The organism is Siphonobacter curvatus, from assembly GCF_002943425.1.
In the GTDB taxonomy this organism is placed as follows: Bacteria; Bacteroidota; Bacteroidia; order Cytophagales; family Spirosomataceae; genus Siphonobacter; species Siphonobacter curvatus.
Genome location: NZ_PTRA01000004.1, coordinates 254,296 through 270,101 on the forward strand (window position 1 = coordinate 254,296; position 15,806 = coordinate 270,101).

Here is a 15,806-nt window from a genome sequence, read left to right on the forward strand (position 1 = left end):
ATGCGTGGGAGTCAGGATTAAAGCGTTGGGTATTTTTCCAGTATTTTCATTTGTGGGCGATCGGCACCCTGCCGGGGGCTTACGGCGAGCGTGTAGTCTCCCCACCAGGGGCCCGCGGCCCAGTAGGTACCGCTCACCTGGTTTTCGCGGAGATACGCCAGGAACTGATCGAGGGTTTCGAGCCAGCGAGGGTCCGTATCCGGCACGCCGTATTCACCGACAAGTCCCTGAAAGTGATTCGCTTTCAGCCAGTTGACAAAGGGTCTTACCCGCTCGATTCCTTTCTGAGCCGAAGCTTCTTCTGTTATGTAATCGTGTTTGTACGTTCCCGAACCGTCTTTATCGAAATACACGTGAGCTTCAAAAATCAGGTGTCGGGAAGGATCTTTCAGGTACTTGAGCGTGTCACTGGCCCGTAACCAGCGTTCGCCCGAACTCCACTGATCGCCACCCACGAGAATGGCGGTTTTGGGATCCGTTTTCCGAATCTGCGTAATGCAGTGCTGGGCGATGGAAAACCAGGGCGTATCCGCTCGCAAATCGTGCGGTTCGTTCATCAGACCGTAGCCCCAAATGTTTGAGTACGACCGACAGGCCTGAGCCAGCTTTTGCCAGAGATCGCCGATGTGTTGGATTGAAACTCTTTCGGAACCAATCAGATACTCAGTCCCATCCATCTGCCGACGACCGTAATTATGCAAATCCAGAATAACCCAGAGTTTTCGTTGCTGGGCCTGCTTGATGACCTGTTTGATGCGAGAAAGCTCCCGGGCATCGAGCGGTCCGTTTAACTGGGGCTGAATCCGCTCCCATTTAAACGGTAACCGAATCAGGGTCAATCCTTTGGCTTTGAAATAATCCAGCTCGGAAGGCCGGGGGTACGTATAGGTTTTGTCGAATTCTCCCGGCATCGTGGACCCAAAATCCGCTCCAGCCAAATTTACGCCATACGCTACGGGGTTTTTCTGACTGTACGCGGACCAGCTAGCCAACGCAAAACACACGCCTAGTAAAGCTTTACGCATACGAGGTTTATTGAATGAAATAGATTTAGAGGTAGTGTACTTCACTTGATAACCTTACTGTCTATACGTCATTATTTTACAGACTTTAATCGAAGGCTGTGAACTGATCGTACATTCGGAATTCTCGAAAATATCAGTTTAAGACACAGAGGCAGTTACCGTATTTGCTCGTTAAAAAATTCAGGTAAAATCCTTGCCGTTCCACTCCGTAAGAGCTTAGCTTTTCATCTTTCGCTGGTATGGAATGGCTGACTCTGGTTTGACTAAGTACGCTGGTGTTGTGAAATAGTGTACGTTAACTATCTTATTCAAAAGTACTTTCCATTTCTGAATCTACCAACAAAATGTATACTTATTTATTTAAAAAATTGGATCAAAAGAGGTCGAAGGCGAACGATACTCATTACTTCTGTAAAATTACTCCAGGGCAAAGGCGACATACGCATCGCCCGTCTTGGTACCCAACTTCCCGCCACCCGTAGCCGCGATCACGACGTACTGTTTGCCATGGACCACATAGGTACTCGGGGTGGCGTACCCACCAAAGGGCAAGGTCGTTTCCCACAGTAGTTCACCCGTGTCTTTATCGAAAGCCCGGAATTTCTCATCACCCGTAGCGGCAATGAACACGAGTCCGCCTTTCGTGACGATACAGCCGCCGAAGTTCTCGCGTCCGGTTACCGGAATACCCTTCGCCGTTAGTTCGGGGTATTCACCCAGCGGTTTTTTCCAGACGAGTTCACCCGTATGCAGATTAATGGCATTAAGTGTACCCCAGGGGGCTTTGGTAGCGGGATAATTTTCCTTATCCAGAAATTTGGTATAATTCATCGCCCGGTATACGGGTTTCTGATTGCTTTGCTTCACGGCCGTCTGGCTTTCCATATCCAGCAGAAACTCCGCCAGAGCCTGTACTTCGTCTTCTGAAATCTGGGAAAAAGCGGGCATGGCACCCCGTCCATTTTTCACAATTTGAACTACATCCGGCTTCTTATACTTCTTAGAAAGGCTCGTTAAAGCCGGAATACCACCATTTCCCTGTCGCTCGGAGCCGTGGCAACCGACGCAACCCTTCTCCAGATACACCCGCCGACCCGGATGCTGGGCAAAAGCTTCAGCCGATTTTTCCTTGGCGTTAATATCGATCATGGTAATGTGCCAGGCCAGCTCATTGGCGTTCACGTACAAATTTCCGCTTGTCGGATCGTAAGCTCCGCCGCTCCATTCCGCTCCCCCGTGAATGCCGTAGTAAATCACGCCTTTCTGGGTTGGTGGTACGTACCAGCCCGTGTCCGCCTTTTCAAACCGGGCGAGGGCATCGGCGTGAGCTTCGGGCGTACGGTCCGTCAAATCATTCCGCGTAACCACTTGTTTGGAAAAGGGCTGCGGCCAGCGAACGTACGGCTGCGTCGGGTAGGCCTGTTCGTCGAGTAAGGTAGATGGCGGTACGGGCCGCTCTTCTACGTCCGACAACAATTCTCCCGTTAATCGATTGAATAAAAACACATTCCCCGTTTTGGTTAACTGCACCACGCCGGGTACGGGTTTGCCTTTGTAGTTAAAATCGGCCAGAATGGGAGCACAGGGTAAATCGAGATCCCACAAATCGCGGTGAATGACCTGATAATGCCAGGCATGTTGGCCCGTGTTGGCATTCAGGGCAACAATGCAGTTGCCGTACAGTTGTGAGCCTTCTTTACCCGGACGGTAGAAATCATTTTTAGGCTGACCCGTGGCGAAATACACCATGCCATTTTTAGGGTCTACTGACAAACCACCCCAGACGTTCACGCCTGCCCCATCCTTCCAGAAATCCGGGTCACCCCAGCTCTCGTAGCCGAGTTGGCCGGGTTGGGGTATGGTGTAGAACGTCCAGCGTTTTTTGCCCGTACGCACGTCAAAACCGCTGACGTTGGCCGGAGCACTCCAGCTCATCGAACCCACGATCACCAGATCTTTATAAATGACGGGCGAAGCCGGAGCCGTAATTTTCATATCCGACGCGGGTCGCATATGACCCTCGTTCAAATCCAGGCGACCGCCCGTTCCGAAGCTTTCAATGGTTTTTCCGGTGCGGGCGTCAATGGCCAGCAGGTAATGATTGGCGGTAAAGAGAATCCGTTGTTCGTTTCCTTCGTTCCAGTAAGCAATGCCCCGGTTGATACCGCCGAATTTTTCACCCGCCCGGGCCGGATTGTGCCGCCAAATTTCCTGACCGTTGGTGGCATTCACTGCAATGATTTCCTGAGCGGGCGTTGTTATGTACATTACGCCGTCTACAATTAATGGATTGCCCTGAATGTTACCTGCCTTGTTGCCCGAGTGATACGTCCAGGCTACTTTCAGCCGGGATACGTTTTGTTTCGTGATCTGGTCTGCTGCCGCAAAACGGGTTACGCCGGAATCACCACCCGTGATGGGCCAGTCCAGCGAAGCCGTGGTGGTCTGCGTCATACGTTTACAGGCAACCACGCCCGCTACGAGGCTTATACTCACCAAAACAAACCACCGGGATGTTACCGGCAAACGGGAAAGGATCAGGGGGCGAACCTTTTTCATACAGAGGCGTGCGTATCAATGGGTCGTCACTTCATGCGTTGTTACAACCTGATAAAACAGGAAACACAAAATGCAATAGTGTACGTACACCAAAGGTATAAAGAATAATTTATCCGGGAATTAATTTCATTAAAATTTGATGGAATATGCCTTTTTTTAGAACCATTATAAGCTAGTTCCTGGTTAGTCGCTTTTCAAAACCGACAAAGCGTAGATTGGGCCGAAAACCCAGCGAGAGTTCGCCGGCATAGCGGTAGCCTAATTTGGGAAAGAGTCGCTGCGTAGCCTGGTTATGGGTGTTAGTATCCACCCGTAATACTTCAATGTTCCGTTCGATGGCTAGTTGTTCAGCCTGTTCCAGTAATCGCTGGGCAATCCCTTTTCCTTGAAAATCGGGGTGTACCGCCAGTCGGTGCGTGACGATGGCGGGCTCGGACAGATCCCAGCCCAGTTGGGCATACTCGGCATCCTGGTCAGTGGTTAGGGCCGCTACGCCCGCGATACTACCTTCGTACTCGGCCACCCAGAGCTGACCTAGCCGAATGTCTTCGCGAAATACCTCGGCATTGGGGTACGACTCATCCCATTGCAGGTTGCCGGAAGCTTGCATGAGGGGAACCACGCGTTGCAGTAAGGTTACCAGAGCGGACAGGTCGGATTCGGTAGCGAGACGGATAAGCATTTTTTAGTTATTGGTTAATTGTTGTTGGGGGTGATACTGCCCATGGGCAGGTTGGTGCATAGGCTTTATAAGTCGCATTGCATGCGGATATCGGCTCGCTCGTAGGGGGTGGCGGTCATGGCGACTTTATAGAAGCCTAGTTTTTTGTAAAGTTCGATGGCGGGTACCAATCGCGTATTCGATTCCAGCCATACCTGGGCGGCTCCGGCTTCGCGGGCTTTCTGTAAAATGGCCTGTCCTAGTTTTTTACCAATCTGCCGCCCCTGTACCTGCGGTGAAACGGCCATCTTGACCATTTCAAAGTCGCCGGGTTTCTCCTGCACCAGAGCTACGGTACCCACAATTTCCTGTTGGTAGCGGGCAAAGAGAATGACGCCACCCTTTTGCAGAATGTGTTCGGGATGATCGAGCTGTTCGAGATCGTGGGGTTCAAGCCGAAAGTACTGCTCGATCCAGGTCTGATTCAGGGATTTGAAGTACGGAGCATAGGCCGGATCGTAATCCAGAATTTCCACTTCTTCCAGCTGCTGAGTTTTGAGATAGTCTTTAAAGATGCTGAGATAGTCCTGCTGGGCGAGTACGCCTTCGATTTCCTCTACCGCCCAAAGCAGGTTGTGCCGCCGCTCGGCAATTAGTCGGGTATTGACGGCCTGAATATGAGCCCAGACTTTCTGAAATTCGGGACGCAAAGCCTCTCCTTTGTCAGATAGCTTCAGGATTCGCTTGCGTTTATCCGCATCCGATTTCCCGGATATAATGAGTCCGTCCTGTTCCAGTTGTTTGGCCAGTTGAATGACGCCCGGATGGGAGAAGCCAATGTGTTCCGCTAACTCGCTGATGCCCATAGGACCTACTTCACAAAGCGTCCAGAATACGGGAAAACACTTGGGATCAAAATCCAGTCCGTATTGCTGATAAACCGCCCGGGCGTGCAGATTCACGGATTCGGCCAGTCGTCGCATCCGGCTGACGAAGGCTAAGGGTCCCAGTTGTAAAATGATATCCATGTTTAATAAGTTACGTAATTACTTACGCAATTTATTACAAGAATGCGATTGAATCCAAATTTATGTAAGAAAGGTATTGGTACGCGGGGTTGCACCCCGGGCTATTTATGATTGAACTTCTTCGGAGTTTGTTTTTAGTTAATGGGAAAGGTGGGATTCCAAGCTATGAAATCGCGAGCTTCTACCGCGTTTTTGTGTAACCCATTGCCTATTTGCCGTCTTAATTTTACTGATTCTTTGAAACAATTCGAGTGTTTAATTCCAATAGTCTAGCATGCCCTTCATATCATCCAGTCCGGTAGGCTCAGCCTACCAACTGCTGCGTCCGTAGCGAATGCTAGGGACCACCCGCCCCGTTGATGCGATCGATTTTCTATAGTGATTCTTGCTGGGGAAGCTAGCGTTGAAATTTGACCCAGGATGAATACGGATTTGGAAACCTGCACCCGTATAATCACCACAGCTCAACCCTGGAAGAGCTCAACCTGAATAACCACGTACGGAACCCAAACCACCCAGGCATTCCGCTATTAAACCTCAAACCACTTCAAACACAGTTCTTCAAACCTTCACTTCAACACTTCCAGATCATTCAGCTCCGGACCACCGCCGTGATTAGCCGAACCTGCTCCGATGTAAATTTTTCCTTTATAAACCACCGCCTGCGTCGCATGACGTCCTTTTTTTAGCGTAGGACCTTTCGTCCAGGTATTAGTTTTGGGGTCCAGAATTTCTGCTTCGTTGTGAGCCAGTAACTGCGGACTTTCGCCGCCGATCACCCAAACCTTGCCCTGGTGCGTTACGGCCGTACCACCCGCCCGTTGCGTGGGAATGTTGGAGGTAGCGGGTAGGGTCTCCCACGTGCCTTTTTTGAAGTCGTATACATCCACTTCGGCAATGGTTGTTTCCAGAACTTTGTTAATCCGGGCCGTGGAGTTCCGACCACCCGCCAGATACATCTTGTCTCCCACGACCGCCGCCGCAATGTGGTCGCGGGTACGGGGAGCGTCGGCGAGTTTTTTCCAGGTATCCGTCTTCGGATCGTACTCATCCAGCCAGGCTACGTGTCCGTCGTAATGCCCATCCATGATGCCGCAGCTCATATAGATTTTATTTCGGTATACCACCACGCCCGTGGAACCCCGTAGCCGATCCTTGGGAATCGCCGGCCCTTTTCGCCACTCCCCTTTCGTAGGGTTATAGATATAGATGTTGGGGATGGGCGTCTCGTGGGGGAATTTTCCTTCAAAGGCTCCCAGCACGTAGATTTCACCGTTGTAGGTGATCGCCTGAAAATGATGCATCTCCAGAGGTGGCGACGGCAGGCGTTGCCAGATTAGCGTATTTAGGTTAAGGGCCTCCAGGGGTCGCGTCCCGCGGCCACCGATGGCGTACAAACTATCCCCAACCAGCGTTGCCGCACTTTCGTGACGCGTTGCACACGTATTTTGCGTGGGTACGGACTGCCATTCCTGAGCCTGAGCCGCTAGTCCCAGCAGCATCAAAGCTCCACTGTATAGCATTTTCATAGGTAGATCCATGAGGAGTGTGAACCGAAAAAGACTACAAACGCCGAATCTTAATGTCCCGTAACCAGACTTTTTGCCCGTGGTGCTGAAACATGAGTAGTCCATCCGTAGAGGTGGCAAACTTGGGATTACTCGAAAACTTGCTCTTCCGGATCAGCTCCTGTAAATCCTTCGAACCAATTTCATAGGTCACCACTTTTTCACCATTCAGCCAGTGCTCCACGTGATTTTTATTAACGATGAGCCGGGCATCGTTATACGTTCCTACGGGCCGAAGCTTTTTGTTCGTAGGCGTAATCAGATCGTACAGAGAACCCGCCGAGCGTTTGGGCTCTTTGTCATTAAAATTGATGTCGTCAAGAATCTGCATTTCGAAATTGTCCAGCCAGTTTGGACTGTTTCCGTTCCCGGCCTGACTGGCGGCATCTTCTTTCATGTAATAAAAAACGCCGCTGTTACCCGCTTCCGACACTTTCCACTGAAAGGCCAGCTCGAAATCCTTGAATGATTCCTTCGTCACCAAATCAATGTTCGGTACGCCCGTTTGCGTTACCAAGGCCCCTTCTTCCACTTTCCAGGCATCCGTTGGGAAGGTTTGCATCCGGTATCCTCGCAGAGCGGCGGTTGATTTGCCGTCGAACAAATAGATCCAGGTGGGCTTGGGCTTGGAAGCCGTACATACAGCCAGCATAAGCAGGCCAAGGATTACTTTTTTCATGCGTTAAAACAGGATTTAGAGTATAATTCAAAGGTACTCGCTTCTAGGGTTCTTCGTTCAGGATTTGCTCAAAAGTCTGGGCATCTTCGATCATGTGTCTATTATTGAAAAAAACATAGGCCTGTCCTTCTTCGGGCAGCAGCTCCTTCAGCTCCCGTAGTTCCTGCTTCTCGTACTTGTACCGCCAGCCGTCCCTTCCGTGCAAGCGAAAGTACGTGGTTTCGGGCGTTGTTGTCTGTTGAACAAAAGGATCAACCGCGTGCCAAAGGTTCAGGTCCTCGCACAACCCTTCCACCACATCCCATTCCCAATCGCCCCGGGGTTCCCAGGCCAGATGTAGCGTACCCCGATCGAGTTCCGAAAAAAAACGTTGCAACTGATGCACGTTTTCCGGCGTTTGCCGAAAGCTGGCCGGACATTGAAACAGCACCACGCGAGCCCCCAGGGCCTCCGCACAGGCACGGGTCGTTTGCCAGGCCTCTTCGACAATGGCCGTAGGGCGAAAGGCACCCGCCTCTTGTTTCTCCTGATCCGTGAGTTTTCGTTTGAGTCGTTTGTAGGTCGGACTTTTCGCTTCGTGCGTAATGAGCTGCCAGGCTTTCAGTGTAAACTCGAAAGGGGCGGGTACTTCCTGCCGCCAGCGTTCGAGCGTACGCAGCTGCGGAGGCTGATAAAACGTATGTTGAACTTCCACACAGGAAAGCTTCTCAACGTATTCGGTTTTGGTACCGTTAAAACCGCAGGTACCCACGTGAACGTTCTTCATAATCATCCATACAGTCAACGTATAGGGTAGTAACGAAAAACCTTCCATTCGGTTTAATTCAGTTTTACCGGCTGGTAACAAAAAAATAATTTGGCACGTAAGCCAAGTGTTCGCCAGTTTTGTAGGTATTCTTTCATTACCAGCGTTCGAAAATTCGTTTCCCCATTTTACCTGCCTGATTCATCCATGGATTCCAGAAGAGATTTTCTAAAAAAAGCAGCATTATTATCCAGTGCAGCCGGACTGGCGGGTTTACTGCCCGCTTCCATTCAGAAAGCTTTTGCCATCGATCCCGAAGCCGGCACTACGTTTCTGGATGCCGAGCATGTGGTGATTCTCATGCAGGAAAACCGTTCGTTTGACCATACGTACGGTACGCTTCAAGGCGTACGGGGTTTCAACGATCCACGGGCGATGGAGCAGCCCAATCATAAAAAAGTTTGGTTTCAAACCAATGCGAAGGGGGAAACGTACGCTCCATTCCGGCTGAACATTAAAGATACCAAGGCTACCTGGATGAGTTCGCTGCCACATTCCTGGGAAAATCAGGTGGATGCGTTTCATGGCGGTCGCATGGATGGTTGGCTGGAAGCTAAGAAATCGGGGCACAAGGATTACGCCGATATGCCCCTCACGCTCGGCTATTACAACCGCGAAGATTTACCCTTTTATTACGCGCTGGCGGATGCCTTTACGGTTTGTGATCAAAATTTCTGTTCGTCGCTGACGGGTACTACACCCAATCGCTTGTACCTCTGGACGGGCACCCTCCGCGATCCTCGCAACCCGAAAGCTCAGGCCAATGTTCGAAACGAAAACGTTGATTACGAGGATGAAGTAAGCTGGAAAACTTTTCCCGAACGTCTGGAGGACGAAGGGATTTCCTGGAAAGTATACCAGAATGAGATTAGCCTTTCGACGGGCCTGGAAGGCGAGGAAGATAGCTGGCTGGCCAATTTCACCGACAATCCGCTGGAGTGGTTTTCGCAATTCCGCGTACGTTTTCATCCGGCCTACCGCACCTATATTCAAAAACAGGTAACGGTTTTACCGGAGAAAATAAAGACGCTGGAAGAAAGTCTGCGTAAACTGGCAACGAGCGATCCTAGCTACGAAAAGACGAAACGCACGCTGAATTCCTATAAAAAACGACTGCAAACGTTTCAGTCTGACCTGAAGAACTACACGCCCGAGGCCTTTGCCAAGCTTTCAGCGAAAGAAAAAAATCTGCATCAGCGGGCGTACACCACGAATGTTAATGATCCGGACTACCACCAACTGACGACACTGAGCTATGAGGAAGCGGGGCAACGACGTAGTGTCCGCGTCCCGAAGGGCGATGTTCTGCATCAGTTTCGCAGCGATGTCAAGAACAAAACGCTACCGACGGTTTCCTGGGTAGTGGCTCCGGAAAACTTCTCCGACCACCCGAGTGCTCCCTGGTACGGGGCCTGGTACCTTTCGGAAATGCTCGACATTCTCACGCAGGACCCGGAAGTCTGGAAGAAGACTATTTTTATACTGGCGTACGACGAAAACGACGGCTACTTTGATCACGTACCACCCTTCATTCCCGCCCATCCCGATCAGCCCGAAAGTGGCCGGACGAGTGCGGGTATCGACACCCGACTGGAATTCGTGACAGCCGAGCAGGAAGCCTCCCGTAAGGAGCACGGTCGGACGGGCCCGATTGGCCTGGGTTTCCGCGTACCGCTGGTGATTGCCTCGCCCTGGAGCCGGGGTGGGTACGTGTGTTCGGAGGTATTCGATCATACGTCCGTCGTACAGTTCCTGGAAAAATTTGTGAGTCATAAACGCGGCAAAACGCTTAGGGAAACCAACATCAGCGATTGGCGACGGACCGTATGCGGGGATCTGACTTCGGCCTTTCGTCCGTACGCGGGAGAAAAAATGACGCTTCCCACCTTCGTATCCCGCGATCCCTTCGTTCAGTCCATTCACCAGGCGCAGTTCAAGCCACTGCCGACGGGTTACAAAGCCTTATCTACGGAAGACCTTCGTCAACCCGCTACCGTCTTACCCCAGCAGGAAAAAGGGATACGCCCTTCGTGTGCCCTGCCCTACGAGCTTTACGCCGATGTAGTGCCTTCGAAGCAAGGCCTTCAGCTCGTTCTTTCGGCGAAAAACGAATTGAAAGGGTCTACGGGTGCTCCTTTTCAGGTGCACGAACAAAGCGAAGGTGCTTTGAAAATCCGCTCGTACACGGTAGCGGCGGGTGATACCTTGCGGGATTCCTTTCCGACTACGGCTCAGCTCAAGATATATGGTCCGAACGGTTTTTACCGGGAATTCAGCGGGGGGACCATTCAGGTTTCCTGCGACTACCAACGAAACCGACAGAAGCAGTATACGGGCCAACTCGTGCTACGTATTCAAAACCTCAACCCTACGCAAGATTGCCCCGTAAGCATTACCGATGAGTCGTACGGAAATCAGGCTATTTCGAAAACGCTGGCCCGGGCCGGACAACCGGGTGATCGAACGGAACTGGTGATTGATTTACAGAAAAGTCATCAGTGGTATGATCTCAGTGTAAAAGGGAGTGATTCGGTGTATCGGTACGCGGGCCGGGTAGAAACGGGGAAGGCGGGGTATACGGATCCTTTGCTGGGTTAACAGGCATTAAAACATGAATTCAGCGAACTAAAGCAACGGATGCAGGTTTCCATTTTCCCTGCATTTCATACGGGGAAAATTACATGAAATCCCTTCGGAGTTACGTGGCCATACAGAGAAACACATAAGAGCTATTATTGCCAGAGCAAACCAGCAAATAGAGTAAAGCGATTTCTCCGTACCTTCGGATTTTACACCTGCTCGAATGATGGAATCGATCGGACGCCGCATGACTGCCGCCCCTGAACTGACCGACCTGATCGGTCATTACTACGAAATTCAGACGCCATCGGGGTTTGATCCGCAGGTCTATCATCTGTCTCCGTCGCTGGAAATGATGCTGGCGTTCAATTTCGGTCCACCGATACGATTTTCGTTTGGCAACCAGTTGGATCGATCCATTCAGAAAATTTTTATTCTGGGTCCGTTACGTCATATGCTGACGTATGAGTTGCGGGCCAACGCCGATCTTCTGATTATTAATTTTACCCATAACGGTTTTTATCGGCTCCTGGCTCAATCGATGCAAAACCTGAATCTGGAAGAATGGTCTGAATCGAAGCTTCTGGCCCAAACCCAGCAACTCGAAGAGCTTTGGCAGACCCTGGCTTCGTTTCCCGATACTCACCAGCGGCTTGAATACCTTAATTCTTATCTCGTTTCACGCCTGGCTCCCGACGAAGCTGAAGCGGTGCCTTTACTCACGCACGCAGCGGCTTTTCATTCGCCCGTGGTAAGTCCGGTAAAAATCATCGCCGCAGAAACGAACCGCACTGAGCGTACCGTACAGTTACGCTTCAAAAAATACGTGGGTTATTCGCCGAAAGAATTGCTGCGGTTTCTTCGTTTTAAGGAAGTCCTGCATACGCTGACGAATCGCTCAGAGGCATCCGTCAACTGGTTTGAATTGATTGAACAGTACGGCTATCACGATCAAAGTCATCTCATCAAAGATTTCCAGTACTACACAGGCGTTTCGCCCCGGCAATTTCTGAAACTCAGCGATGCGTTTTGTAGCAGTAGGGATTAGAACTATTTTCCAGGAGATTTATTAGCCAAGCTTAAAAGCTTGAACCAGTGGTTTCCCTTTTCAGTCGTATCCCTCAACCCCGAAGGTGCTCAGCGTCAGTAACCCCGTATGCCCTGCGGGGAAACGACACACTTATTACCTCCTGTGCCGATGCTTCCAACAGAATGAACGCAATAAAAAAGGCTCCAACCCTTGCGGAATTGAAGCCTTTCGATCGTAAAAACGGTGTTTAGTATAATTGATTAAATAACCATTTGAAGGTTCCGTGCGACTGAGCCCGGAACGTAATTTCGGGTCCGAAGGCGTACAGTTTTCCTTGACCCACTTTGGCTTCAAACGCGGCTACGCCATCCTGCAGATAGGCTTCACCCCAGGCCCAGCCACTGCGTAAAGGTTTATTGTTGGGAAACCACGCTAACGGCGTCAATTGACCTTTGGCAACGGCTTCCGAACTCAGATGAAAGACGGGGCTATTGTCAAAATACACATCGGCCTGACCGGGCAATCCCCAGCTGGCTTTCGCTGTAGAATCGACACTGACCCGCAGAATACTGCCGGGTACGTAGTACTTGCCGCTGGGTAATTCCCGTTCCTCACCCGTAGCGGTCAGCTCGGACAAGGCACTGCGTACCGGTAACCCGAGGTGATAGGCCAGGTTCGTGCTCGAACCAATCGTGACTACTTTTCCGCCTGCTTCGAGGAACGCTTTCAGTGGAGCGATGGATTGGTTAGCCGTAATCCGTCCCATGGTAGGATGAAACTCAGACGGAATCTCCTCTTCTTTCGTTTCCGTCCGGAAAGCGGCGTAGGGATCATTATCCGCTCCGCGATACACTGGAATGGCCCGGGTTACGAATACGATGACGTCATACTTGTTCTTCAAATTACCCGCGTCAATCTCCTTCGAATAAACGACGTTACAGGGAAAATGATATTGCTCCATCAACCAGCGTACCCAGCCTGAGGGCATCGAGCCGCCGTACGTATCCCACAAGGCAACGCGTAGGGGTTTTACTTTTTCCATCGCCTGCGTCGGTTTTTTGGAAAGCCCCGTCACTCGAAGTCCAGCACTTTGAGCAACCTGATCCAGCGTCGCCTTGGCTTTGGCACTGGCGGGTACGTAAAAATTGCCCATCTCCGATCCTTGTGTAATTCGGAATACTTCCACACCCGCTTTCTGAAGATCATTCACGGCCAGGAACGCGTCATTCATTTTCGTACTTAGCACGTACCCCCCGGAACCCGCGGCTACTTTGGCTGGAATCGTTTGTAATTCTCCGTAGGGCAGGCGTTGGAACGGGCCGTCGAAGCCTTCCAGCATGCGGTCAAACGTGACGCCCATCTGATACGCCAGCGTCCATCCGGCGGCATCGTACGGACGAATTGGAGGGCCACCGGGATACTGGAAGTCGTTGGGGTAGTTTTGGGGTTCAAACATGTCAATGATGTGCGGGCGGAAGGCCTGAGCCGTTTTCACAATGAACGAACCCGCTGGATACTTCTTCCCGGCAACGGTGAAATCTGCCGTTGCTTTTTCTACACCAATGCCGGTACGGATGAGGGCATTGACGAATTTGGTGGCCGTAGCAAAATCGGCCTGGTTGGCAGGAATGATGTATCCCCGCGGGTCCCGTAAGAGCGGATCCCGCATGACGCTTTCATAAAATTTAAGCGGCATACCCGCACTCCGCGACCCCCAACCCATGGGGTCTGCGGCAGCGGCCGCTACACCGCCCCCGCGAGCCCCACGGGTCTTGGCCTGGTCGGCCTGGTAGGCCGTATTAATCGCTTCAATACGTTTAGGGTACGGCGTCCAGTAATCGGAGCTGCCCCGCTCGATGGAGTTTTTCCCCATCGAATAAATGTTATACAGCAGGTGATCGCTGTTGCGGGCGGCGTAATCCAGTACGGCGAAGTTCAGCGAAACCGAATAGTCGATGGATTGCTTGAAATGCCACTTCTGCGGCGTGACGGGGTTGGGCGTATTGTTATTGGGGATCAATCGACTAGGTACTAGCGGTACCTCTTCGGGCGTTGGGCCGCCGATGATTTCCGTCAGCAAACCAATCATGTTGTGAAAGTGAGTCGTCGTCCGTAATCCACCGTTGTACCAGGTTGAAAAGCTTGATCCATTCAGGCGGGTAAAGCCGGGCTTTTTCTCGGCGTTCAGGCGGTTGTACATCGCCGCACCCAGGGCGTCAATACCCGTTACCATCATCGGATCAAAGACGTAGTTGAAGGGATCGCGGTACGGTGGACCCGCTAAAACCGACCCCGCCGGACCCCGTTGGTGGTGGTTGTACATGATTTGCGGAATCCATTCCACGAATAACTGCCGACCTACGTTTTGCGATTCTTTCATGTTGAGCATGAAATAATCACGGTTGTTGTCGTGACCGATGTACTTATGGTACAGCCGGGGAATGGTTTCCATTTTGCGTTTTGTTGGATCTTTTTCCCGCATGTACCAGTTGGCCACCAGTTCCTGCCCGTCGGGATTGATGTGCGTAAAGAGAATCACCACATTATCCAGAATTCGCTTGGTTTCGGCATCGGTACGGGTTGTGACCTGATACAATGTTTCGATGAGCTGATGCGTAGCGACCATTTCCGTCGAGTGAATACCGCCGTCGATCCAGACAATGGCTTTTCCTTCCGCGGCCATCGCCCGGGCTTGCTCCTCACTCAGCCCTTCGGCACGAGCCATTTTGGTAGAGATTTCCTTATACCGATCCAGCTTTTTATGGTTGTCCGCGGACGTTACAATCATCATGATCTGATCGCGGCCTTCTTCAGTCTTGCCAATAACCTGTAGCTTCACCAGATTGGGTACGGCCTGAGCCACTTTCTTGAAATACGCCTCCGTTTGCGTGTAATTGGCCAAGTGATAATCGTCGCCAATGGCAAAACCAAAATGTTCTTTAGGCGTCGGCACCTGAGCCCAGCTCACGTGCACGCTTACGCAAACCAAAATGAAAATCAGACGTTTAAACATAGGCTAGTGATCAATTAGATGCGTTGATTGTTTAGCGTTTGGTACAAGCTTTGAAGAATAGGTACTCATTTACTGGTTTTTGAAGCGTACACCGATCCGGCAGTCACAGGGTTCCCCCCGGGATTCGTCGCAGGCATTGTCCTGAAACTGGACGATGCGTTTTCCATTCTGCATCGTCAGGATGAACTTGAAGAGAAAATAATCATTAACGGCCACCTTACTCAGGTCGGTGTTGGTAATCTGAGCCAGTTGCGTCGGGGTGAAGCGGTAGGTCTTGGGAAACTGCGTAACCGATTCGTACAAAATATCCGTTTTGGCCACCGTACTCGGTAAGGGAAACTGCCGTTCCGTGGGCTGTACCCCGGCCAGGGATAGCGTAATGGGATACGCCGGCGGACTCGATTCCCGCTTGTTATAGCTCACGTATACATCAATGGATTGTACCGGGCTATCCCCAATGTTATTCGCATCCAGGGTCCATTCGAATACTTGACTGGTAGCGAAGTTGGGATCTTTCAGGTTGAAAAAGGAAACCTTGGCCGTCTGCACCGTCGGCAAAGCGGATGTTTGCAGATTCAGCGTAGCCTTGGGCGTGGCCGTAGTCGTATAGTTTTCCCAATCGTAATCGACGGTTTTGCAGGAAGCCAAAGCCGCGAGCGTCGTCAGGATTGCGTAAATCAGGTATTTGTTCATAGAATATGGTTTCATCAAATGCCGTTTATTACTGGAGTTTAAACGTTTCAGCGGTTTATAAAAGCGTCAAATGAAGGGTCGTTAGGGGTTTGCTTCGTTTTCTAAATAGGTCCTTGTAAATAGATCGGGACTTGTCCTTGAGCGACGGCTGACTAGTAGCCCCTA

General features: G+C 51.1%; 11 protein-coding genes. 2 read left to right on the forward strand and 9 right to left on the reverse strand.

Features of this window, described 5'->3' with window-relative positions; genetic code table 11:
• Nucleotides 1-17: 17 nt before the first annotated feature.
• The 7 genes from C5O19_RS19680 to C5O19_RS19710 form a co-directional block, all read right to left on the reverse strand.
• Complete coding sequence (locus tag C5O19_RS19680; protein WP_104715091.1) at nucleotides 18-1,025, reverse strand: glycoside hydrolase family 5 protein; 1,008 nt, start codon at nucleotides 1,023-1,025, stop codon at nucleotides 18-20.
• Between the two features lie 417 nt (nucleotides 1,026-1,442).
• Entirely contained in the window at nucleotides 1,443-3,584 is a 2,142-nt protein-coding gene (locus C5O19_RS19685) for an outer membrane protein assembly factor BamB family protein (RefSeq protein WP_104715092.1), read from the reverse strand.
• A gap of 172 nt (nucleotides 3,585-3,756) precedes the next feature.
• Nucleotides 3,757-4,266 carry a GNAT family N-acetyltransferase gene (locus tag C5O19_RS19690; RefSeq protein WP_104715093.1) on the reverse strand — a complete coding sequence of 170 codons (510 nt, stop codon included), beginning with the start codon at nucleotides 4,264-4,266 and terminating at the stop codon, nucleotides 3,757-3,759.
• Nucleotides 4,267-4,331: 65 nt separating this feature from the next.
• Entirely contained in the window at nucleotides 4,332-5,273 is a 942-nt protein-coding gene (locus C5O19_RS19695; protein ID WP_104715094.1) for a bifunctional helix-turn-helix transcriptional regulator/GNAT family N-acetyltransferase, read from the reverse strand.
• A gap of 569 nt (nucleotides 5,274-5,842) precedes the next feature.
• Entirely contained in the window at nucleotides 5,843-6,802 is a 960-nt protein-coding gene (locus C5O19_RS19700; protein WP_104715095.1) for a Kelch repeat-containing protein, read from the reverse strand.
• Between the two features lie 34 nt (nucleotides 6,803-6,836).
• Entirely contained in the window at nucleotides 6,837-7,520 is a 684-nt protein-coding gene (locus C5O19_RS19705) for a 3-keto-disaccharide hydrolase (RefSeq protein WP_104715096.1), read from the reverse strand.
• A gap of 43 nt (nucleotides 7,521-7,563) precedes the next feature.
• Nucleotides 7,564-8,334, reverse strand: coding sequence for a DUF72 domain-containing protein (locus C5O19_RS19710; protein WP_243406452.1), 771 nt, complete (start codon nucleotides 8,332-8,334; stop codon nucleotides 7,564-7,566).
• A gap of 138 nt (nucleotides 8,335-8,472) precedes the next feature.
• On the opposite strand from C5O19_RS19710, the gene C5O19_RS19715 reads away from it, so the two are divergent.
• Nucleotides 8,473-10,923, forward strand: coding sequence for a phosphocholine-specific phospholipase C (locus C5O19_RS19715; RefSeq protein WP_104715097.1), 2,451 nt, complete (start codon nucleotides 8,473-8,475; stop codon nucleotides 10,921-10,923).
• Between the two features lie 205 nt (nucleotides 10,924-11,128).
• Nucleotides 11,129-11,953, forward strand: a complete 825-nt coding sequence (locus C5O19_RS19720) for an AraC family transcriptional regulator (protein ID WP_104715098.1) — start codon at nucleotides 11,129-11,131, stop codon at nucleotides 11,951-11,953.
• A gap of 229 nt (nucleotides 11,954-12,182) precedes the next feature.
• Here the strand turns inward: C5O19_RS19720 and C5O19_RS19725 are convergent, their stop codons facing one another.
• Nucleotides 12,183-14,948 carry a M14 family metallopeptidase gene (locus C5O19_RS19725; RefSeq protein ID WP_104715099.1) on the reverse strand — a complete coding sequence of 922 codons (2,766 nt, stop codon included), beginning with the start codon at nucleotides 14,946-14,948 and terminating at the stop codon, nucleotides 12,183-12,185.
• 69 nt (nucleotides 14,949-15,017) lie between these two features.
• Nucleotides 15,018-15,656, reverse strand: coding sequence for a hypothetical protein (locus C5O19_RS19730; protein WP_243406453.1), 639 nt, complete (start codon nucleotides 15,654-15,656; stop codon nucleotides 15,018-15,020).
• Nucleotides 15,657-15,806: the final 150 nt, after the last annotated feature.

Bases quoted from the DNA above. Each gene is read 5' to 3' on its own strand.
- C5O19_RS19680 (WP_104715091.1), bottom strand. From the start codon at position 1,025: ATGCGTAAAGCTTTACTAGGCGTGTGTTTTGCGTTGGCTAGCTGGTCC.
- C5O19_RS19685 (WP_104715092.1), bottom strand. From the start codon at position 3,584: ATGAAAAAGGTTCGCCCCCTGATCCTTTCCCGTTTGCCGGTAACATCC.
- C5O19_RS19690 (WP_104715093.1), bottom strand. From the start codon at position 4,266: ATGCTTATCCGTCTCGCTACCGAATCCGACCTGTCCGCTCTGGTAACC.
- C5O19_RS19695 (WP_104715094.1), bottom strand. From the start codon at position 5,273: ATGGATATCATTTTACAACTGGGACCCTTAGCCTTCGTCAGCCGGATG.
- C5O19_RS19700 (WP_104715095.1), bottom strand. From the start codon at position 6,802: ATGAAAATGCTATACAGTGGAGCTTTGATGCTGCTGGGACTAGCGGCT.
- C5O19_RS19705 (WP_104715096.1), bottom strand. From the start codon at position 7,520: ATGAAAAAAGTAATCCTTGGCCTGCTTATGCTGGCTGTATGTACGGCT.
- C5O19_RS19710 (WP_243406452.1), bottom strand. From the start codon at position 8,334: ATGGAAGGTTTTTCGTTACTACCCTATACGTTGACTGTATGGATGATT.
- C5O19_RS19715 (WP_104715097.1), top strand. From the start codon at position 8,473: ATGGATTCCAGAAGAGATTTTCTAAAAAAAGCAGCATTATTATCCAGT.
- C5O19_RS19720 (WP_104715098.1), top strand. From the start codon at position 11,129: ATGATGGAATCGATCGGACGCCGCATGACTGCCGCCCCTGAACTGACC.
- C5O19_RS19725 (WP_104715099.1), bottom strand. From the start codon at position 14,948: ATGTTTAAACGTCTGATTTTCATTTTGGTTTGCGTAAGCGTGCACGTG.
- C5O19_RS19730 (WP_243406453.1), bottom strand. From the start codon at position 15,656: ATGAAACCATATTCTATGAACAAATACCTGATTTACGCAATCCTGACG.